The organism is Bacteroides sp. AM07-18 (assembly GCF_003602695.1).
GTDB lineage: Bacteria > Bacteroidota > Bacteroidia > Bacteroidales > Bacteroidaceae > Bacteroides > Bacteroides uniformis.
The window spans coordinates 95,212-115,174 of sequence record NZ_QTLM01000012.1; the positions used below are offsets into that span (position 1 = coordinate 95,212).

At 50.0% G+C, this 19,963-nt stretch carries 16 protein-coding genes; 12 read left to right on the top strand and 4 right to left on the bottom strand.

Annotation, left to right across the window (positions count from 1 at the left end):
- Positions 1-5: 5 nt before the first annotated feature.
- The 10 genes from DW096_RS14160 to DW096_RS14205 all read left to right on the top strand — a co-directional run bounded on the left by DW096_RS14160 (position 6) and on the right by DW096_RS14205 (position 13,233).
- The gene (locus DW096_RS14160) at positions 6-1,301 is read left to right on the top strand and encodes an ABC transporter permease (protein WP_118931195.1); all 1,296 of its coding nucleotides are present in this window, start codon (positions 6-8) and stop codon (positions 1,299-1,301) included.
- A gap of 159 nt (positions 1,302-1,460) precedes the next feature.
- On the top strand, positions 1,461-2,126 hold the full coding sequence (locus DW096_RS14165; protein WP_005831162.1) for an ABC transporter ATP-binding protein: 666 nt from the start codon (positions 1,461-1,463) through the stop codon (positions 2,124-2,126).
- Positions 2,127-2,177: 51 nt separating this feature from the next.
- Entirely contained in the window at positions 2,178-3,452 is a 1,275-nt protein-coding gene (locus DW096_RS14170) for an ABC transporter permease (protein WP_009038276.1), read from the top strand.
- 15 nt (positions 3,453-3,467) lie between these two features.
- Positions 3,468-4,727, top strand: a complete 1,260-nt coding sequence (locus tag DW096_RS14175; RefSeq protein WP_005831158.1) for an FtsX-like permease family protein — start codon at positions 3,468-3,470, stop codon at positions 4,725-4,727.
- Positions 4,728-4,768: 41 nt separating this feature from the next.
- Positions 4,769-5,392 carry a GIN domain-containing protein gene (locus DW096_RS14180; protein WP_005837414.1) on the top strand — a complete coding sequence of 208 codons (624 nt, stop codon included), beginning with the start codon at positions 4,769-4,771 and terminating at the stop codon, positions 5,390-5,392.
- A gap of 52 nt (positions 5,393-5,444) precedes the next feature.
- Positions 5,445-6,743 (top strand): ABC transporter permease, encoded by a 1,299-nt coding sequence (locus tag DW096_RS14185; RefSeq protein ID WP_005831154.1) that lies wholly within the window; start codon positions 5,445-5,447, stop codon positions 6,741-6,743.
- A gap of 31 nt (positions 6,744-6,774) precedes the next feature.
- Entirely contained in the window at positions 6,775-8,013 is a 1,239-nt protein-coding gene (locus DW096_RS14190) for an ABC transporter permease (protein WP_005831152.1), read from the top strand.
- A 6-nt stretch (positions 8,014-8,019) separates the two neighbouring features.
- The gene (locus tag DW096_RS14195) at positions 8,020-9,252 is read left to right on the top strand and encodes an ABC transporter permease (RefSeq protein WP_118931186.1); all 1,233 of its coding nucleotides are present in this window, start codon (positions 8,020-8,022) and stop codon (positions 9,250-9,252) included.
- Between the two features lie 36 nt (positions 9,253-9,288).
- Complete coding sequence (locus DW096_RS14200) at positions 9,289-10,536, top strand: ABC transporter permease (protein WP_117681026.1); 1,248 nt, start codon at positions 9,289-9,291, stop codon at positions 10,534-10,536.
- A 93-nt stretch (positions 10,537-10,629) separates the two neighbouring features.
- Positions 10,630-13,233, top strand: a complete 2,604-nt coding sequence (locus tag DW096_RS14205) for a PAS domain-containing sensor histidine kinase (RefSeq protein ID WP_117963137.1) — start codon at positions 10,630-10,632, stop codon at positions 13,231-13,233.
- Here the strand turns inward: DW096_RS14205 and DW096_RS14210 are convergent, their stop codons facing one another.
- Positions 13,234-14,469, bottom strand: coding sequence for a fucose isomerase (locus tag DW096_RS14210; protein WP_005831144.1), 1,236 nt, complete (start codon positions 14,467-14,469; stop codon positions 13,234-13,236).
- 262 nt (positions 14,470-14,731) lie between these two features.
- On the opposite strand from DW096_RS14210, the gene DW096_RS14220 reads away from it, so the two are divergent.
- Together DW096_RS14220 and DW096_RS14225 are read left to right on the top strand one after the other, a co-directional pair.
- Positions 14,732-15,931 (top strand): pyridoxal phosphate-dependent aminotransferase, encoded by a 1,200-nt coding sequence (locus DW096_RS14220; RefSeq protein ID WP_008664735.1) that lies wholly within the window; start codon positions 14,732-14,734, stop codon positions 15,929-15,931.
- A gap of 108 nt (positions 15,932-16,039) precedes the next feature.
- Complete coding sequence (locus tag DW096_RS14225) at positions 16,040-17,284, top strand: ABC transporter permease (protein WP_016274407.1); 1,245 nt, start codon at positions 16,040-16,042, stop codon at positions 17,282-17,284.
- A gap of 5 nt (positions 17,285-17,289) precedes the next feature.
- Here the strand turns inward: DW096_RS14225 and DW096_RS14230 are convergent, their stop codons facing one another.
- The 3 genes from DW096_RS14230 to bioC are packed head-to-tail and all read right to left on the bottom strand — an operon-like array spanning position 17,290 to position 19,957.
- Entirely contained in the window at positions 17,290-18,462 is a 1,173-nt protein-coding gene (locus tag DW096_RS14230) for a glycosyltransferase (RefSeq protein WP_022400571.1), read from the bottom strand.
- A 29-nt stretch (positions 18,463-18,491) separates the two neighbouring features.
- Positions 18,492-19,139 (bottom strand): dethiobiotin synthase, encoded by a 648-nt coding sequence (gene bioD / locus DW096_RS14235; protein WP_117963135.1) that lies wholly within the window; start codon positions 19,137-19,139, stop codon positions 18,492-18,494.
- Positions 19,139-19,957: a malonyl-ACP O-methyltransferase BioC gene (gene bioC / locus DW096_RS14240; protein WP_016274410.1), complete on the bottom strand. Its 819-nt coding sequence runs from the start codon at positions 19,955-19,957 to the stop codon at positions 19,139-19,141. Before bioC ends, bioD begins: the two co-directional genes overlap by 1 nt.
- Positions 19,958-19,963 lie beyond the last annotated feature (6 nt).

Sequence of the window (19,963 nt, forward strand, 5' to 3'; positions counted from 1 at the left end):
TTGGTATGTTTAAGTTAATATGGAAGAATCTTTGGGCGCGCCGCCGCAAGAACGGATGGTTGTTGGCCGAATTGATATTGGTGAGTATCATCAGTTGGGTTGTATTGGACCCGGTGATTGTGGTCACGCACGATCGTAATATCCCGTTGGGCTATGATGCGGAGCGGCTTTGCCTCATTTCATTGGGCGCATTGCAGCCCCAGGCACCGGGATACGATGCCGAAGCGCAGGACTCTGCTACGTTGGTGGACAACTATTATAATTTGGTGCGTTATGTCAAGGACTTTGACGGTGTGGAATCGGCCACTCCCGTGCTGGAATTCTGTTATCCCAATTCTTCGGGAAGTTCGAATAGTCAATTGTTTGCCGAAGGGGATACGATTCCCTTATCTATTATGATGATACAATTTCTGCCTCATACGAACTTTTTCGATACGTATGGTTTCCGTTCCGGTAAGGGGCGGACACCCGGACAGCTGTCCGACTACGCCTATGTCCCGAATGACATTGTACTGACGGAGAATGCTGCCGAACAGTTGTTCCATACCAAAGACGCGCATGGCAAACGCTGTATAAGCAGAGACCATGGAGATACCTTGTACATGCCGGTTGTCGGTACGATAGGAGCCATGAAGATGTATAGCGAGTGGCGTCCCGTCCCCGTTGCATTTATGCCGATGCTTACCATCGATACAAGTTATATCCCTGAAAGTGCCCATATCCTGGTACGTCTCAAAGAGGGTGTCAGCATGGAGCGTTTTCTGCACGATTTCCGTCCTTGGATGGTGAAGGAGATGAGGCGGGGCAATCTGTTTGCTCGCAGTGTCCGTTCCTATGAGCAGATTATAACGGAGAGCGAAGCCAGCAATTCCACACCGATTTACCGCCGTAATCTGGCGATGGCGGCTTTCTTCCTGGTGAATCTTTGTCTGGGTGTCATCGGTACCTTCTGGTTGCAGACACGTACGAGGCGCGAGGAAGTGGGAGTGATGCTGTCGTTCGGAGCTACACGCAGCGACATTGTCCGCCTGCTGATGGGCGAAGGCACGGTATTGACCGTGGTCGCTTCACTGACTGGTTTTCTGCTCTATTTGCAATATGCACTGAAAGAAGGGCTGGCCAAAGGGCAGAATTGGGTGGAGAGCACAGAGAGCTATTGGGTGTCGGATTTCACCTCGCATTATCTGCTCGTGTCGCTCGTCATCTTTCTGATACTGCTGGTGGTAGTGTTGGTGGGAATCTATATCCCGGCGCGCAACATCAGCCGCATTCCACCTACGGAAGCCCTGCGTGACGAATAGATGAAAACGGACAAGGTGTTCATTTTCGGACACCTTACTGCATGTATAAATAGCAGATAATCAATAATAAACGATTTTGGCACAACTTTTGACCTCTTGAAACAGAAATTGTGCGGAATAGAAACAGAACAGAATAATAACAATTAAATACTTACCATTATGATTAAGTTAACTGGCATCAACAAGATTTATCGTACAAACGAGATTGAAACCGTGGCATTGGAAAATGTAAACCTCGAAGTGAACAAGGGAGAATTTCTCAGTATCATGGGACCTTCCGGTTGTGGAAAATCTACGTTGCTGAACATTATGGGTTTACTGGATGCACCTACCAGCGGCACCATCGAAATAGCCGGTACAAAAGTGGACGGCATGAAGGACAAGGAGCTGGCTGCTTTCCGTAACCAGAAGCTGGGTTTTGTGTTCCAGTCTTTCCATCTGATTAATTCGCTGAATGTGCTGGATAATGTGGAGCTGCCTTTGCTGTATAGAAAGGTGTCTGCCAAGGAACGCCGTCATCTGGCGGAAGAGGTATTGAAGAAGGTCGGTTTGAGCCACCGCATGCGTCACATGCCTACACAGCTTTCCGGCGGTCAGTGCCAGCGTGTAGCCATTGCCCGTGCCATTATCGGCAACCCGGAGATAATCCTCGCCGATGAGCCCACCGGTAACCTGGACTCCAAGATGGGTGCCGAAGTCATGGAACTGTTGCATCAACTGAACAAGGAAGACGGACGTACCATCGTGATGGTGACCCACAATGAAGAGCAGGCCAAACAGACCTCACGCACCGTCCGCTTCTTCGACGGACGTCAGGTGGAATAATTACTGCTTAGTCAACTGTCAACTATTAATTATCAACTATCAATTAATGAAATGCAAACCGTAAGACAAGCTTTTACAATCTTGAAGCAGAATCCGCTGCTAAGTACGATTTCCATATTGGGTACGGCCTTTGCTATCACCATGATTATGGCTATTGTGATTACTTGGCAGACAAAATATGCTGACTTGGAACCGGAAGTGAACCGCAGTCGGTGTCTTTACTTTTCCGCTATGCACGTATACGACAAGGAAAAGGACGGCAATAATAATTGGAGTAATCCTTCGGCGGCATTTATGAAAGAATGCGTGCAGCCGGTGCCCGAAGTGGAATACTGTACGGCATTTTCCCCAGCCGGTTTGTCGTTGGCTTCGTTGACTGACGGTAACAATCGGGTGAAAGTGGATGCTATGCGGACAGATCCCGACTTCTGGAAAGTGTTCAGCATGCAGTTTCTTGCCGGACGCGGCTTCAGCGAAGCCGACCGTGCTGGAGAAAGCAAGGCTGTAGTAGTCTGTGCGTCTGTAGCGCGGAAACTGTATGGAAGTACAGATGTAGTGGGACAGGAATTCCTGCTGAACCGGGAACTTGCACGTATCGTGGGAGTGGTGAAAGATGTTTCCGTCACTGCTAAGGATGCATACGCACAAGTGTGGGGTATGTACAGTGCCGACGAACTGAAAATTACCGGAGTCCACAGTTATTTGGGAGGCATGCAGATTGCTGTATTGGCACGTACATCTGATGACTTTCCTGCCATCCGGGAGGGCATTGCCAAGCAGGTGGAACGTGTTAATGCCGGATTGGGCAACAAACAGATAGACATCATGGAACAGCCGGACAATATCGTGGCGCACGTCAACCACGTATGGGCTAATGTAGGGCCAGACTTGACAATGCTTTATCTTCAATATGCCGTAGCTTTATTTATCATTTTGTTGGTACCGTCACTCAATTTGTGTGGCTTGAGTAACAGCCGCATGCAGCAACGTATTACCGAATTAGGTGTACGTAAGGCTTTTGGAGGAACGAAAAGCGTGCTTGTGCGGCAGATACTGAACGAAAATCTGATGTTGACATTACTGGGTGGAGTAGTGGGACTGCTTTTCAGTTATTTGGCAGTATATGCCATGCGTATGTGGCTGTTCACCAATAATCAGAATGTGGGTACGTCGGGCGAGCTCAGCTTGAACATGGAGGCGCTGTTTAGTCCGTGGGTATTCCTGCTGGCATTTGTTTTCTGTGTGGTCATCAATCTGTTGAGTGCGGCACTGCCTGCATGGATAGCGGCACGGCACACTATTGTAGATTCTTTGAATGATAAATAGAAGGAGGTACTTGATATGAAATTTACGATACATAACTTACGTATGATAAAGGCACGCTTCAGCAGTAACGGCTGGGTATTGGCTGAATTGTTCTTGGTATTCATCGTGATGTGGTTCCTCTGTGACTCACTGGGATGCATGAAATATACTTTCTACCGTCCGCTGGGTTATAATATTGAACATGTCTATAAATTATCCACCGTTGTAGGTGGAGAAAGTCGGGATACGAGTCTGACTGATGCCGATAAATATCTGGGTATATTGGCGAAATTGGAACAAGAGCCTTCCGTAGAGGCAGCTGCCCTTTGTTATTGGAGCCTTCCGATGAGTGGCAGTAATAGTTACAATGCGTTGGTTGTGCAAGATACTTCCTGGGTGCAAGGACGCTGTATTTATACGACTGGAGGATATATGGATGTTTTCCGGATAAGTGAGGACCCGCGTCACCCGTTCCGGGACACTCCCGCAGGATGGAACAATGTGACACTGAGTAATGCCGCTTTTGAACGTTTTCGTAAGAAAATGCCGGAGTTTTCGCAGACTACGCCGTTAGGTAATGGTGATTCTGTTACAATCATCAAGCAGATGGGGAAGACCGGTGCTTTCCGTTCCTATCGTTATGGAGTTGAGGAACCTTGGTTCTTTTATCATTTGGGAGAGAATATGATTAAGGCAGAGTTTGCCGACAATTGGTCGCAGATTGTTTTCCGCGTGAAGCCTGCTGCCGACGGACCGGATTATCGGGAGAAGTTTCTGCGCGAAATAGCGCCTAAACTGGACACGGACAATGCGTTTGTGGCAGATGCCGCTCCCTATACTGAACAACAGTTGCAGTTCGAGGTGATGAATGGCGATACGGATAAGGTGAACAGTCAGGCTGTGGTGGTGCTCTTCCTGCTGGTGAATGTATTTTTGGGGTTAATAGGCACCTTTTGGTTCCGTACTCGCCGCCGCCGTTCGGAGATAGCTCTACGGATGGCGATGGGCAGTACGCGTGGCGGTGTGTTTCGTTTACTGATAGGTGAGGGGTTACTGTTATTGGCGTTAGTGACATTGCCTGCCATGGTTGTATGCTACAATGTGGGGATGGCGGAATTTACTATAGGACGTACCTCTCTCATATCCACTTGGCCGATAGAGTGGAGTGTGATACGCTTCCTTGCAGGTTCTCTAGGGGCTTGGTTACTGATAGCTCTGATGGTAGTGATTGGAATATGGTTTCCGGCACGGCAGGCTATGAAGATTGAGCCGGCAGAGGCGTTGCATGAAGAGTAGTATGAAAAACAATAGAGGATTAACAATAAAAAAGAAGAAAAATGAAAACTAATATAGTAGGTATTATCATTGCATTGATATTGACATTTGTAGGTATGCTGAGTGTTTATGCACAAGATACCAAAGTGAGTGAAGTGCGCAAAGTGGATGCCTTTTCGTCCATTGAGATAACGTCTGTGGGAACAATTTATTTTACACAGAGTGACACTTATTCTTTCAAGATTGAAGGTAAGGAGAAGCACGTGAAGAATACAGAAACCACAGTGAAGGACGGCTGTCTGCTGATAGGCTTCAAGGATAGGAAAAACAAGAGCATGAGAAATCAGAAAGATGGCGTGACCATTTGGATTTCGGCTCCTGATTTGAAGAAGGTGGAGTTTACCGGTGTAGGGGAGTTCAATTGTGAGAAGCCCTTGAAACTGGATGAGGTGTCATTTGAAGTAAAGGGAGTGGGTGAAGTGAATGTATCCGATTTGACGTGTGACGAGCTGAAAGTTGCTTTGCGCGGAGTAGGTAGCGCCGATATTCATGTAGTCTGCGATTATTTGACTGCCAGAATGAGTGGTGTGGGTGACGTCACTTTGAGCGGAACTGCCGGGCATGCTGACATTTCTAAAGGAGGCATAGGCGGAGTGAATACATGTAACCTGAAGGTGGGCCGTTGAGTAGCGGTAACACCAATCGTAAATAGTAAATCGTCTAATCGTAAATATCAATATGATAAAGCAATACTTCACACAAGCCTGGGCACAGTTGCGGCAGCAACCGATGATTAGTGCCGTCAGCATAGCCGGTACGGCACTTGCCATCTTCCTCATCATGCTGGTGGTGATGATGCAGCAGGTGAAGGTAGCTCCGTTTGCTCCGGAGAGCAACCGCGACCGCTTTCTACATGTGCATTATATGAGCATCACCAACAAAAGCTGGGGAGAGGGAAACAGTTCCAACGGACCGATGGGGATAAAGACTGCGCTTGAGTGCTTCAAATCGCTGAAGACCCCCGAAGCAGTAACGATTTATACCTGTATGGTCATTTCTACCCCCGTGAATCTGCCGGGACAACCTGCAACGGGTATCGACCTGTTGCAGACAGATGATACTTTCTGGCGTGTGTTTGATTTCTCTTTTGTTGCCGGGAAACCTTATGACCAGGCTACATTCGATGCCGGACTACCCGTAGCGGTAATTACGGAAAGTGTAGCGCGCAGGTTATTCCAGACAACGGAGGCTGTTGGTCGCGAATTCCTTTTGAACCATGCTCCTTATACAGTGTCCGGTGTAGTGAAGGATGTTTCTACTTTGGCCAACACTGCCTATGCGCAGGTATGGGTGCCCTATACTTCTACTGAGATAACGAAAAGCACATGGAGTGATGAGCATATGGGGATGATGAGCGTTACCATTCTGGCGAAAAGCCGTGATGATTTTCCTGCTATTCGTGAGGAGACGGAACGCCGCCGTCAGGAGTACGACACTGTAATTGGCGAGAATGGTTATTCGTTGATTTACCGTAACCGTCCTTATGACCAGGAGAAAAATGCCGCAGGAATGGCTGCCAACATCGAACCGGACGTGGACCAGGCACGCAGGCAGCGTCTCATTATCTTCATCATTCTACTGATTGTTCCTGCCATCAACCTCAGCTCGATGACGCAGAGCCGTCTGCGCCAGCGTGTGGCAGAGATTGGTGTGCGCCGGGCATTCGGTTCAACGAGACTGGAACTGATGGGGCAAATCATTGCAGAAAATCTGGTGGTGACATTGCTGGCAGGGGTGATGGGATTGTTGCTGAGTGTAGCATTCGCTTATTTGGGAAATACACTGCTGTTTGCGCAGGAATTCAGCCAGACGCTGAGTCCTCCGGCAGTGGATGCAAGCATATTGCTGCATGGCTCCACCTTTGGCTGGGCGTTGTTGTTCTGCTTTGTGCTGAACTTACTAAGTTCCGGTATTCCCGCATGGCGTGCATCAAGAATAGGGATTGTAAATGCATTGGGCGGACGTTTGCATAAATAACTCCATCACAAAACATTAATCATTGAAGAAAATGACTAAGAAACTTCTTACACAGATAAAGAATGAATGGCTCTCAAACCTATGGTTGGTGTTGGAGTTATTGGTAGTGAGTGTAGTGATGTGGTACGTGGTAGACTATCTCTACACGCGCGCCGCCACCTATCTGGAGCCGAGAGGCTTTAATATAGAGCACTGCTACCTTATAGAGTTGGGGGAACTGACACCCAAAAGTCCCGACTACATAGCCGGGCATACCTCTCAGCAGACCCACGATGACATAGCCGAGTTGTTGGAGCGTCTGCGTCGTCGGCCGGAGATAGAAGCGGTCAGCCTTTCGCAGAATTCATATCCTTACAACGGAAGCAATTCAGGCGCTGAAGTAAGCTATGACACTTTGCGTTCTCCCGGTTGGACCATCCGCAGGTTAGTGACACCGGACTTTCCCCGTGTATTCCGCTATCGGGGCACGCGTGGCGAGACACCCGAACAATTGGCTGAAATGTTGGAGCGCGGGGAGTTTATGGCTTCGGATAACCTCTACCGGAAATACGACCGCCGGATGACAGATCTCGTAGGCCAGCGGTTCTATCTTTTTGGTGATACTACGAAGACCTACCGGCTGGGTGCTGCACTGCAAAATGTACGCTATCACGATTATGACCAGGCGCGAAGCTCATATTCCATGATGGTGAAGCAGAGTTTCTACTATATCGGTCTCGAACTTTGTGTCCGCGTCCGTGAAGGGCAGGACAATGACTTCATTGAGAGGCTGAAGGCAGACAGTGAGAGCCAGTTCCGCATAGGCAATATCTTCATTTCGGAGATACGTTCTTTCAAGGATATTCGTCGCAACTACCAGCAGGCATGGACCAATGACATCCGTAACTATGTGATGGGTATGGGATTCCTACTGCTGAACATTTTCCTCGGCTTGCTCGGAACATTCTGGTTCCGTACGCAGCAACGCCGTTCGGAGATAGCACTGCACAAAGCGCATGGAGCGACAGACCGTGCCATCTTCAGCCGGCTGCTTAGTGAAGGGATATTGTTGTTGGCAATTGTCACCCCCGTTGCATTGCTCATCGATTATAATCTTGCACACCTGGAGTTGAATTCCTGGAGGAACGGTACGACGTTGGAGTGGGACCGCCTGCTGCTCTGTGCTGCCATCAGCTTTGTGCTGATTACCCTAATGATTGTCATCGGTATAGGTATTCCCGCCCGCAAGGCGATGAAGGTGCAGCCTGCCGAAGCATTGCACGATGAATAGAAAGCTATGGAACAAATTTTAGCTCTTATCCGCCAGAATCCCTTTTTCAGTGCTGTTTCCGTCATCGGTACGGCAGTGAGTATAACCTTTGTCATGGTCATTTACATGGTGTATGACATCCAGACGGCTGACTTGGCTCCCGAGTCGCACCGCAGTAGCATGCTATATTCTTCTTATGGATACTCTTACCGCAAGTCCGACCACAGCAATTCCAATACGGGCATGTCTTATCGGGCTGTCAACGCTATTTTTGCAGAACTTCCGGGTGCGGAACTTGTCACCTATCTGGGACCTACCTATCTTAGATACTGTGGGGATTCGCCCGTGCGGGGAATGCGCCGTACGGTTCGTCAGGTGGATTTGAACTATTGGCGTGTCTACGATATCCCTCTTGTGGCGGGCCGTCTTTTCAGTACCGAAGAGTTCGATGCTTGCCGGGATGTCGTGGTTATAGGCGAACAGCTTGCCCGCGAAGCTTTCGGGTCTGCCGAAGCAGCCATTGGCAAAAATTATTTTGTCAACTTTCGCCCTAAGCGCATTGTCGGGGTCACCAAGGATGTGAGCTCTCTGTTCACATTTGCCTATGGAGAGTTGTGGATGCCTTATTCCACCCGGGATTCCGGTCTGGGCAGTGAAGGGCTACGGGGAGATTTCGAGGCTGTGGCCCTTGTCAAGCCCGGTGTCGGCAGAGAGGAACTCAAGCGGCAGATAGAACAGTCGCTTGCCCGCTTCAACGAGATACTGGTCGAATATGAACTGGAGCTTCCCGACCTCAGCACTTATACGGAACGGCAGTTCTTCCGTAATGACACGATGAGTCCTGCCGTAACCTGCATCATCCTGGGTTTGATATTGCTTATTGTGCCCGCTATCAATGTCAGCGGACTTATATCTTCGCAAATGTCCCGTCGCATGGCTGAGCTTGCGGTAAGGAAAGCATACGGCGCCAGCCGTTCTACCTTGATGGTGCAGTTGCTCCGCGAGAACCTGGCCTTGGCATTTGCCGGCGCATTGCTCGGTTTTCTCTTTTCGTGCATATTCCTATGGCTGGGTAAGGACTGGATGCTTGGCGATGGTGCTCCCGGAACGAATTTTGATGTAAGCGTCTGGCTCTTCCTCCGTCCTGCGGTTTTCGTGGCTGTATTGGTGGTGTGTCTGTTGTTCAACCTGCTTTCTGTGTTTATTCCTGCCTGGCATGCCACCCGTCGCCCTATAGCCGAGGTTCTTGGCGGAGAATGAGCGGATAAACGAATCCCAATTAAAACAGTAACGAGTATGATACATTCTATTTTACACCAGATATGGAACCAGCGCCGCAGTAACGGTTGGCTGTTTGCCGAGCTGTTGATTGTATTTACATTGATGTGGTATTGTGTGGATGTACTCTATGGCTTTGCCCATGCAGAACGGCAGCCTAAGGGGTATGATTTGGAGCATGTCTATAAGATAAGGATTTCCTGCAATCCCACACAGATAGTGCCGTGCACGTCAGAAGACAGCCTGCAGACCTTCTGGTTCAAGCCGATGGAGGAAGTGCTCCGGCGTATCAGGCAATATCCTGCAGTGGAAAGTGCTGCCACGTGGCTGGGTACCGATACTTATACCCGCGGGCGTGTTTACCAGGGGTATACGACGGACAGCGTGCATGTTGTCGAGACTACAGTGCGCTATGTGTCTCCCGAATATTTCGACGTCATGCGCATTCCGCTGTTGCAGGGGAATGTCTCGGATTGGAATTCCACTGCCAGTCCTCTGCCTGCCGTGGTGACCCGTGATTTGGCAGACAGTCTTTTTCAGACAAGTGCCAGGGCGGTGGGCCGCGAGTTTCTGGATTATTACAGCGGAGGTCTCCGTTACCGTGTCTCTGCAGTCTGTGCTTTGCAGAAGACGGATGACTATGCCCGTTACGGACCTTTTGTCCTGACTCCTTTCCCCGGTTGGTTCTATGAGGACCAGTACCTCCCGTTCATCTCCCTACGGATACGTCCGGAGGCGGATACGGATAATTTTGCAGCCCGTTTTTATCAGGATATGATGTCGCAGCTGCAGGTCGCTCCATTCTATCTTTTCGACATACAGAGCTATAAGGACCAGAAGATAGAGCGGGATGCTGCCGAAGGAATCACCCCGTATATCCGCAGCGCAAGGCTCATTGTGATATTCTTTGTTTTCAATGTATTCATCGGGCTGATGGGAACTTTTTGGTTCCGTACCCGCCATCGCCGCAGCGAGATTGCTTTGCGCATGGCCATGGGCAGCAGCCGCGGAAGAATACGCTGGCAATTGCTGGGTGAAGGGTTGCTGCTGTTGGCACTTGCTTCCATCCCCGCTTTGATGATATGTATCAATATGGTTATGGCAGATGTCACTTTTACGGAAGCCACGGATGCCACTTGGGGGAGATTTGTCATATGCGTTTCTATTGTCTGGATATTGATGGCATTGATGGTGATTGCAGGAATCTGGTATCCGGCTTCACGGGCCATGAAGGTACAGCCTGCCGAAGCATTGCACGATGAGTGAGTTTTTTTTGAATAATCTGTGCTCATTCTCAATATAACTTGTATATTTGCGTGACGAATAAGAGTTTTGCGTTGAGTATACAAAATCTATATTATGATGAAACGCCTTTTCTTTCCATTGCTTGCAGGCTTGTTGTGGTTGATGTCGGGAACACTTTCGGCTACGGAACGTACGTACAATGTACTTTTCATACAGTCCTATACAAAAAATACTCCTTGGCACAGCCTTCTGACAGAAAATTTGGAGAACGGACTGGACAAGGGGGGAGTTAAAGCCAATATCACTACTGAATATCTGAATGCCGATTACTGGTCTTTCGCTTCCGAGTGCTTCATCATGCGCCGCATCTGCGAGCGTGCCAGGCAACGGAAAACGGACTTGATTGTGACCTCCAGCGATGAGGCTTTCTTCACATTGACCCATTGCGGTGATTCCCTGCCTTATCAGATACCGGTAGTGGTTTCGGGTATCAAATACCCGGATGAGAGGGTCTTTGAAAGAATGCCCAACGTCTCCGGCTATGTTTCGAAAACGGATTTCGATGTCTTGCTGGATGCGGCTGTCCGCATGTTTCCTTCCCGCAGGGAGTTGGTCTGTCTGTCCGACAGCAGTTTCCTGAGCCTTAAAGGGGTTAAGGCTGTGGAGGAATCCTGGGAACGCATAAAGAGCAACTATCCGGAGCATGAGTTGAAAGTGCTGAATGTGCAGGCCAAGTCCTTGAACTCTATCATCACTTCCATTTGCTATGACTACAATGCCTACAAGCATATTGTCATTGCTCCCAAATGGATTCCCTTTCTTTCCTTGAAGTTGAAGGCCCCCGTGTTTACCAGCCAGAACCTGGCTATGACGAACGGTGTTCTGTGTGTGTATGATGCCGTTCCCGGAGAGGATGCTTTTGCTGCCGGCCGGCAGGCTGCAAGTATTTTGAAGGGCAAGTCACCCGCCTCATTGGAAGTAAAGGACTTTGGGGGCAAGTTGCTGTTCGATTACAAACAGTTGCAGTTTTTCCGTGTGGACACGAACCGTGCGGAGAGCAAGGGCATCATTTTGAATATACCGTTGATGGAGCGTTACCGTGTCTGGTTCATTCTGTTCTATTCGCTGATTGTCGGGGCATTGGTGCTGCTGGTTGCCTGGCTTTTCCGTGCCAACCGCAGGGAGTCGCGTAAGCGCATACATGCCCAGACCCGCTTGTTGATACAGCACCGCCTGGTGGAGCAGCGCGACGAGTTCGACAATATCTTCTGTTCCATTCGCGACGGCTTGATTACGTATGATACCGACCTGCGCATCCATTTTGTCAACCGTCCGTTGTTACAGATGTTGGGACTTTCTTCCGAAACCTATACGTCCCGTTTCTATGAAGGGCAGATGGCCGGCTCCATTTTCAGGATTTACATGAATGGAGAAAACATCCTGCAGGACTTGTTGAAGAAAGTACGTACCGGAAAGAGACCTATTTCTATTCCGGAGAAAGCCTTCATGCAGGAAAACCATCAGGGAACGTATTTCCCCGTTTCCGGCGAGGTAGTACCTATCTTTGCCAATGAAAAGATGACGGGAATGGCGATTGTATGCCGCAATATCTCCGAAGAAGAGATGCAGAGACGCTTCTTCAATATGGCGGTGGAGGAAAGCTCCATTTATCCGTGGCAGTACAACATGCATATGAACCGTTTCCATTTCCCGGGTGGATTGCTGCGCCGTTTCGGGTATACCGATGATACGGACTTGCTGGCACGTGATGAGATGGACACCCTTATACATCCGGAAGACTTGCTGCATACGCGCAGGAATTTTGATGCCATTCTGTTGGGCAATGAAATCAATTCACGGATGAGTTTCCGGTTGAAGAGTGCGGATGGGAGCTATGAATGGTGGGAGTTCCGCAGTACCGCTTATGACGGACTGACGGTCGATACCCCATACATGGTATTGGGAGTATGCCAGAGCATCCAGCGTTACAAGGATACGGAAGAGGCCTTGATTGCCGCACGTGACCGTGCCTTGCAGGCCGACAAGCTCAAATCTGCGTTCCTTGCCAATATGAGCCATGAGATACGTACCCCTCTGAATGCCATTGTCGGTTTCTCGGATTTATTGAAGGACTTGGACGCTTTTTCTCCGGAAGAGGTAAAGCAGTTCGTCGAAACAATCAACATCAACTGTACGTTGCTGCTGGCGTTGATAAACGATATTCTGGACCTCTCGCGCATAGAATCGGGCACGATGGACTTTAAGTTCGGAGCATTCAACCTGGCGTTCATCATGCAGGAGGTCCATGAATCCCAGCGTCTGAGTATGCCTCGGGATGTAGAGCTGCGTATAGAGATTCCGGAAGGGGAAGACAAATTGGTCATCACCGATTCCGTCCGCTTGAAGCAGGTCGTGAACAACTTGATAAACAATGCCAAGAAATTCACGGTAACGGGCAGCATCACCTTCGGCTATGTCACGAACCGGGAAGGATATACCACCATCTTTGTCGAAGACACGGGAAGCGGTATCTCTGAAGACGCCCAGAAACATATCTTCGAACGCTTTTACAAAGAAGACAGCTTTACGCAGGGCGCCGGTTTGGGGCTGAGCATTTGCCAGACCATCGTAAACCGCCTGCATGGTTCTATCTCGGTCTCCTCAGAGTTGGGAAAAGGAACGCGTTTCGAGGTGGTGATACCGGATGCGAACGAGTAATCATTCAATCCGTTTGCAGGCATTGGCTTGCAGGAACTCTTCCAATATATCCTCGTAATTGCCATACAGCATGATGTGGTGGTTGCCCAGCGGTGTCTTGAGGAAATAGTCGGCAGGGGAGTTCATTTTTATCCGCACTTGGGTGCGGCACATATTGATGTAGTTTGTATTCTCAACAAGCGTGCCGGTGCTCAGGTAATATTCGTCCAGGCTTTCGCTTCCGCATTTTACGATGGTTACATCTCCCGTCGGCAGGATTCCCTGAATACCGATGCCGCTTTCCGTCTCAAAATGGTTGCGTATGATGAACTGCTCCGTTTGTGCGATGCCGATGGTGCAGTGTGCCAATATGATTTCATTGGTACGGGCATTTATCATGGAAGGATTGGCCATGAAGGAGTTTTTCCCCGTCAGCACTTTTACGGCCAGCATGGTGAAGACGGATTGCAAATCGCCTTCACATCCGGCAATGATTCCTTCGTCGTTCAGCAAGGCAAGGGCAAGGCAGCCGGTGGTTCCCGTTTGGTCTATCAGGCGGAAGCAGCTGAGGGTAATGGCGCTCAGTCGCTCTTCCTCTACAATCCTCTTGATGGCTCGATACAGCCGCATGGCTTTTATCATGTCTTCGGGGCTTGCCTCTCGGCAGGCAAGCGCTTTTCCTGCCAGTCCGGCGCATGCTTCGCCCACCTCGTCGTCCGTTATCTGTCCGTAGTATTCATAAATGCGGTCCAATGAGACGTCTGTGTACTCGATACCCCAGCGGCGTTTGGCAAGCAGATAATCCACATTGCTGGCAACGAGCCAGCTGGACGGAGTGCCCATTACGCCGATGCGCATGCCGAAAAGGCTGCGTTGTGCCACGAAATTGCTGTGCAGGACAAAAATACGCTTGATGGTCTCGGGGAGCTCTCCGTGAAGAATCTCGCTTTTCATTCCCCGGCCGCGCAGCCAGGAAGATATTTCGAGAGCGGCGGCCAGTGAGTTCTGCATGCCGTCTGCCAAGAGGATGGCGGGGCGGGGAAGGGATTCGAAATGCTGGATTACCAGCCGTTCCACACCTCCGGTGGCAATGAATATAATACTGAAGTCATCGGGTGATAACTTGTCTATGTCTTTGTAATCAATGAAGTTGACGGTAAAGTATTTTTCCAATTCAGTCAATATCACTTCGTGGGAGCTACGGACTGATGCTTGTTTATGCAGTATGGAAGCAAAAGTTATAAGGTTGATGACCATGGTGTTATTTACTATTTGACTATTTACTATTTACAATTGATTCTACTTGGCTCGTTTGCTTTTTCAAAGATACAAGTTTCTGTTTACATATCATAGAGTTTTTACGATAGATAAGTTTTTTAAAGTTTTTATGGTCTTGCCTTCCTTTTGGTTTCAAATAATTCGCTACATTTGCAACTTTAATGATAAAGTGATAGCAATATCACCTATAAATACTCTATTAAATAGTAAATCATAAATCGTCAAATAGTAAATAAACCTCATGCCAACAATATCTATTCGCGGAATGGAGATGCCCGCATCTCCTATCAGAAAACTGGCTCCTCTGGCAGATGCTGCCAAGCAGAGGGGTATACATGTATTTCACCTGAACATCGGTCAACCCGACCTGCCTACTCCGGAAGTCGCGATTGAAGCGATACGGAACATCGACCGGAAAGTTCTGGAATACAGTCCCAGTGCGGGATATCGCAGTTACCGCGAGAAGTTGGTGGGTTACTATGCAAAGTACAATATCAATCTGACTGCAGACGACATCATCATCACTTCCGGCGGCTCGGAGGCGGTGTTGTTCTCTTTCCTGGCTTGCCTCAATCCGGGGGATGAAATCATTGTTCCCGAGCCGGCCTATGCCAATTATATGGCGTTTGCCATCTCTGCCGGAGCCAAGATACGCACCATTGCCACGACCATCGAAGAGGGTTTCTCGTTGCCCAAGGTAGAGAAGTTCGAGGAGTTGATTAACGAGCGCACGCGTGCTATTTTGATTTGCAATCCCAACAATCCTACGGGTTACCTCTATACACGCCGTGAAATGAACCAGATTCGCGACCTTGTGAAGAAGTACGATTTGTTCCTCTTCTCGGACGAGGTGTACCGTGAATTTATTTATACGGGTTCTCCCTATATCTCTGCCTGCCATCTGGAGGGCATTGAGAACAATGTGGTGCTGATTGATTCCGTGTCCAAGCGCTATTCGGAGTGCGGCATCCGCATCGGTGCCCTGATAACGAAGAACAAGGAAATCCGGGATGCTGTCATGAAGTTCTGCCAGGCGCGTCTCAGTCCTCCGTTGATAGGCCAGATTGCCGCAGAAGCATCGCTGGATGCCGATGAGGATTATCTGCGCGACACATACGATGAATATGTAGAACGCCGTAAATGCTTGATTGACGGATTGAACCGTATACCGGGCGTATATTCGCCCATCCCGATGGGAGCATTCTATACGGTGGCAAAGCTTCCGGTAGATGATTCGGACAAGTTCTGTGCCTGGTGTCTGTCGGAGTTCGAATACGAGGGACAGACGGTATTCATGGCGCCTGCGTCCGGATTCTATACTACGCCGGGTTCCGGTCGCAACGAAGTGCGTATCGCATACGTACTGAAGAAAGACGACTTGAACCGCGCCTTGTTTGTTCTGCAAAAAGCATTGGAAGCCTATCCAGGACGAACCGAATAAAATGAAATAATTCATTAGGCGCGGATTACGCGGATTACACGGAAAACTTAAGATAAAGACGTTTGTTTCAAATCTTCCGTGTAATCTGCGCCTAAAAAATAATGACCCATGAACTTATCTCGCTTTATAGCGTTGCGCATTTATCGCAACTCGGAGCCGGGCAAGCAAGTTTCCCGTCCGGCTGTCCTTATTGCCATGGTGGGCATTGCTCTCGGACTGGCGGTGATGATTATTGCCGTGTCCGTCATTGTCGGCTTCAAGAGCGAGGTAAGGGATAAAATCGTAGGTTTCGGTGCCCATATCCAGATAGGCAACCTGGATGCTGCACGCTCTTATGAGACGCGCCCAGTGGTGGTGGGCGACAGCATGATGGCTGCGCTTTCCGATTATCCCGAAGTGAAGCATGTACAACGCTACTCCACCAAGCCGGGGATGATAAAGACCGCCGATGCTTTTCAGGGAATGGTGCTGAAAGGTGTGGGGCAGGAGTATGATAGCACCTTCTTCCACCGCCATCTGCTGGAGGGGGAGTTTCCGCAATTCAGCGATTCCGCTTCGTCCAACCGCGTAGTCATCTCAAAGTCTCTTGCCAACAAGCTGCAATTGAAACTCGGTGACAAGATAGACACCTACTTCATCCAGGACGATGTGCGTGCCCGCCGCCTAAAGATTGTAGGTATCTACCAAACCAACTTCTCCGAATACGACAACCTATTCCTGCTTACCGACCTCTACCTGGTGAATCGCCTGAACAACTGGGAGCCGGACCAGGTGAGCGGTGTGGAGCTGGAAATACGCGATTATGACAAGCTGGAAGAAACCACCTATGAGATAGCTGTCGATACGGACGAGAATCCCGACCGCTATGGTGCTGAGTATTGCGTCCGCAATGTAGAGCAGCTCAATCCCCAAATCTTTGCCTGGCTGGGCATCTTGGATGTCAACATCTGGGTCATTCTCATTCTGATGATTGGAGTGGCGGGGTTCACCATGGTATCCGGCCTGCTGATTATCATCATAGAGCGTACCTCCATGATAGGTGTGCTGAAGTCTTTGGGAGCCAATAACTTTACCATCCGTAAAGTCTTCCTTTGGTTTTCGGTCTTCCTCATCGGGAAAGGCATGCTTTGGGGGAACATAATCGGCCTTGCATTCTATTTCGTGCAGCGCTGGTTTGGCTTGTTCAAGCTCGACCCTGAAACCTATTACATGGCTACTGTTCCGGTATCTTTCAATATCTGGCTGTTCCTGCTGCTGAATGCCGGCACATTGCTGGCTTCGGTCCTGATGTTGCTGGCCCCTTCATTCTTGATTACACGCATCCATCCGGCAACTTCCATCCGTTACGAATAAGAGAGTCACTTTCTCAGAAAACCGCTTTTCTTGCGGAACAGACAGTACCATTTCCAACGCAAAGACTGTATCGGCTGCAATAGGTCGAAAGCCGGTAGTGTGAAGTAATATCTGCGCTGTTCTTCCAGGTCGCGGGCGGTCTTGTTCACGATGACGGCCTGCATGGTGAAACGGAGCAGGAACAAAAGGAAAGCGACGCCTGCTGCCAGCCAGTGGAAGTGCAGAATGCCGATGACCATCGCGGCTATCCAGGATGCGTGGAATGCCAGGCGGGTCAAGGTCTCAAAACCGGCCAGCCAGCGTTGCATTCCATGATACAGCCGTGCTGTGGAGGCGTAGCCTATTTTCTCTTCTTTCCAGTCCTTGGCACGCAGAAGCGGCTGCATGCGCACAATGGCATTGGCATCCGTTTCCACCCGCGTGTTCTCCGGGGTAGCCACGTGGTTGATGAACAAATCGTCGTCTCCCCGTTGCAGGTTGAGGTGTGCGGAGAATCCTTTCTGTTGGTAGAAGAGTTCCTTCCGGTAGGCCAGGTTACGCCCGATACCCATGTAGGGGCTGCCTGCCAGGGCAAATCCCAGATAGCGCATGGAAGTGAACAGATTGTCGAATGCCGCCCGTTTGTGCAGCCAGCCTTTGCCGCGTTCGTAGCCGCTGTATCCCAGCACCACTTGGGTACGTGATGTGAAGTTGCGTGCCATCAGTCGCAGCCATTGGTTGCTTTGGGGCATGCAGTTGGCATTGGTAAACACCAGCCATTCATATTTGCTGGCCTTGATTCCAAGCGTCACGGCCAGCTTCTTGCGGCTGATGTAGCGGGAGGAATCGGGCACGAAGCTGTGGTAGAGATGGGGATATTTCTCCTCGAGGATGGTCAGGTAATCCTCGCTCTCATCGGTGTTGCCGTCGTTAATGACGATGACTTCAAATTGGGGATAGTCCTGCTCCAGCACGGCGCCCAGGTTGCGGCGCAGATTCTCGGATTCCTCGCGGGCGCAGATGATGACGGATATGGGGGGCAGTTCCTGGGTGAAGTGCGTGTCTCCCTGCTTCACGGCACGGCTGCGCGCATGAATACGGTTGTAGAGACAGAGGTAGTAGATAATTTGAATAAGGAACAGACCACCCGCCGTAGCGAGTACGATAATTTCAGTTGAATCTAATGTAAATGCTTCCATGTGCAGTAGGACGTTTATGTGCTGCAAATTTACACAATTTCCGGCACTACCTCAAACTTTGTTCCGGGAAAGTGCTTGAACAAATACTGCTTGATGTATTTCATCGTGTCTTCCTGGATAGTCTTGTCCTCTACCGTGGGATAGAGGTTGTAGAGTACCGTATCGAGCGCGATGTCCCGGTTCTTGATGGCTTCGAAGCTCAGCAGGGTGTGGTTGATGCTGCCCAGCTTTCCGGAGGTGACAAAGATAAGCGGGTACTGCTTCTCCGCAATGTAGTCTATCGTCAGGAAATCTTCGGTAAGGGGAACCATCAGACCGCCGGCGCCTTCTACGAGCACGGTATCATAGCGATGGGAAAGTTCCCTGGTGGCACGCTCTATTTTTCCGAAGTCTATCGGGCGCTTGTCTATGCGGGCGGCGAGGTGGGGAGAGCAGGGATAGGAGAATATCTCGGGCATGGTCAGCCCCTCTTTGTCTTCCGGCAGGTAGCCGGTTCCGGTGAGGCGGCGGTGCAGGTCGATGTCCTCGGAATGACCGGTGTTGCCGGTCTGGATGAATTTTTGGGTGATGACGCGCAGGCCGCGTTGCATAAGCTCACGGGCGTACCAGGCGGTGCAATAGCTTTTTCCGGCATCTGTATCAATGCCGCTGATGAAGTAGATGTTTTTTGTTTCCATTATTTTGTTTTTTTTCGTGCGATGATATAAATGGGGTGATAGGTCAGGTTTACGTTGCCTGCGGCATCACTGAACCGGGTTGTGTATTCTTTGCAGAAGGATTGCAGGCGGCTGCGCGTCCATATCCTTTTTTCCGTTCCCGTCACTCCGGTTTGCTTCAGATGCTTCAGCACTGCCTGAGGGGTGGGGAAGGGCAGGGTTACTACCTCTTCCTCGGCATGGAGAATATCGAAGTGGGGAGACAGCAGGGCTTGCAGCTCCTCAACGGAGAGATAGTCCAGCCCATGCCCCGTCAGTTGGCGTATTTCGTGCATGTTTGTGGTGCCGAAGGTGCTGAAGGCAAGCAGGCCGTCTGCCACCAGTGCTTGGTGGCAGCGGGTGAGGAAAGCACCTGGGTCGTTGAACCATTGCAGGGTGGAGCACGAGGTTATCAGGTCGGTTTCTCTGGGGAAGTCGAGAGCTTCGGCATCACCCGGCAAGAAGCTGACGCGGGGAGTGCGCGTAGTGCATAGCTCCCTGACGCATTCCTCCATATCCCGGCAGAGGTCGTTCAGCAACAGCGTTTCCGGTTGCAAGGTGTTCAGCAACATGCGCGAGTAGCTGCCCGTTCCGCAACCAAGCTCTACGATGTGGCGGAAGTGTGTAGGAAGTTGCGGACGGGGTATGCCTGCGGAAAGCAGGGCATCGGTCAGTAGGCGCATCATTTTTTCGGCTACTTGCCGTTGCACGCTGGCTTCGCGGTCGTAGGTGCTTCGCGAGTAGGAGAAGCGTTTTGCTACAAGTTCTTTGTCTATGGGGTGTGTAGGGGTATCTGTCATTTTTTT

Bases quoted from the DNA above. Each gene is read 5' to 3' on its own strand.
- DW096_RS14160 (WP_118931195.1), top strand. From the start codon at position 6: ATGTTTAAGTTAATATGGAAGAATCTTTGGGCGCGCCGCCGCAAGAAC.
- DW096_RS14165 (WP_005831162.1), top strand. From the start codon at position 1,461: ATGATTAAGTTAACTGGCATCAACAAGATTTATCGTACAAACGAGATT.
- DW096_RS14170 (WP_009038276.1), top strand. From the start codon at position 2,178: ATGCAAACCGTAAGACAAGCTTTTACAATCTTGAAGCAGAATCCGCTG.
- DW096_RS14175 (WP_005831158.1), top strand. From the start codon at position 3,468: ATGAAATTTACGATACATAACTTACGTATGATAAAGGCACGCTTCAGC.
- DW096_RS14180 (WP_005837414.1), top strand. From the start codon at position 4,769: ATGAAAACTAATATAGTAGGTATTATCATTGCATTGATATTGACATTT.
- DW096_RS14185 (WP_005831154.1), top strand. From the start codon at position 5,445: ATGATAAAGCAATACTTCACACAAGCCTGGGCACAGTTGCGGCAGCAA.
- DW096_RS14190 (WP_005831152.1), top strand. From the start codon at position 6,775: ATGACTAAGAAACTTCTTACACAGATAAAGAATGAATGGCTCTCAAAC.
- DW096_RS14195 (WP_118931186.1), top strand. From the start codon at position 8,020: ATGGAACAAATTTTAGCTCTTATCCGCCAGAATCCCTTTTTCAGTGCT.
- DW096_RS14200 (WP_117681026.1), top strand. From the start codon at position 9,289: ATGATACATTCTATTTTACACCAGATATGGAACCAGCGCCGCAGTAAC.
- DW096_RS14205 (WP_117963137.1), top strand. From the start codon at position 10,630: ATGATGAAACGCCTTTTCTTTCCATTGCTTGCAGGCTTGTTGTGGTTG.
- DW096_RS14210 (WP_005831144.1), bottom strand. From the start codon at position 14,469: ATGGTCATCAACCTTATAACTTTTGCTTCCATACTGCATAAACAAGCA.
- DW096_RS14220 (WP_008664735.1), top strand. From the start codon at position 14,732: ATGCCAACAATATCTATTCGCGGAATGGAGATGCCCGCATCTCCTATC.
- DW096_RS14225 (WP_016274407.1), top strand. From the start codon at position 16,040: ATGAACTTATCTCGCTTTATAGCGTTGCGCATTTATCGCAACTCGGAG.
- DW096_RS14230 (WP_022400571.1), bottom strand. From the start codon at position 18,462: ATGGAAGCATTTACATTAGATTCAACTGAAATTATCGTACTCGCTACG.
- bioD (WP_117963135.1), bottom strand. From the start codon at position 19,139: ATGGAAACAAAAAACATCTACTTCATCAGCGGCATTGATACAGATGCC.
- bioC (WP_016274410.1), bottom strand. From the start codon at position 19,957: ATGACAGATACCCCTACACACCCCATAGACAAAGAACTTGTAGCAAAA.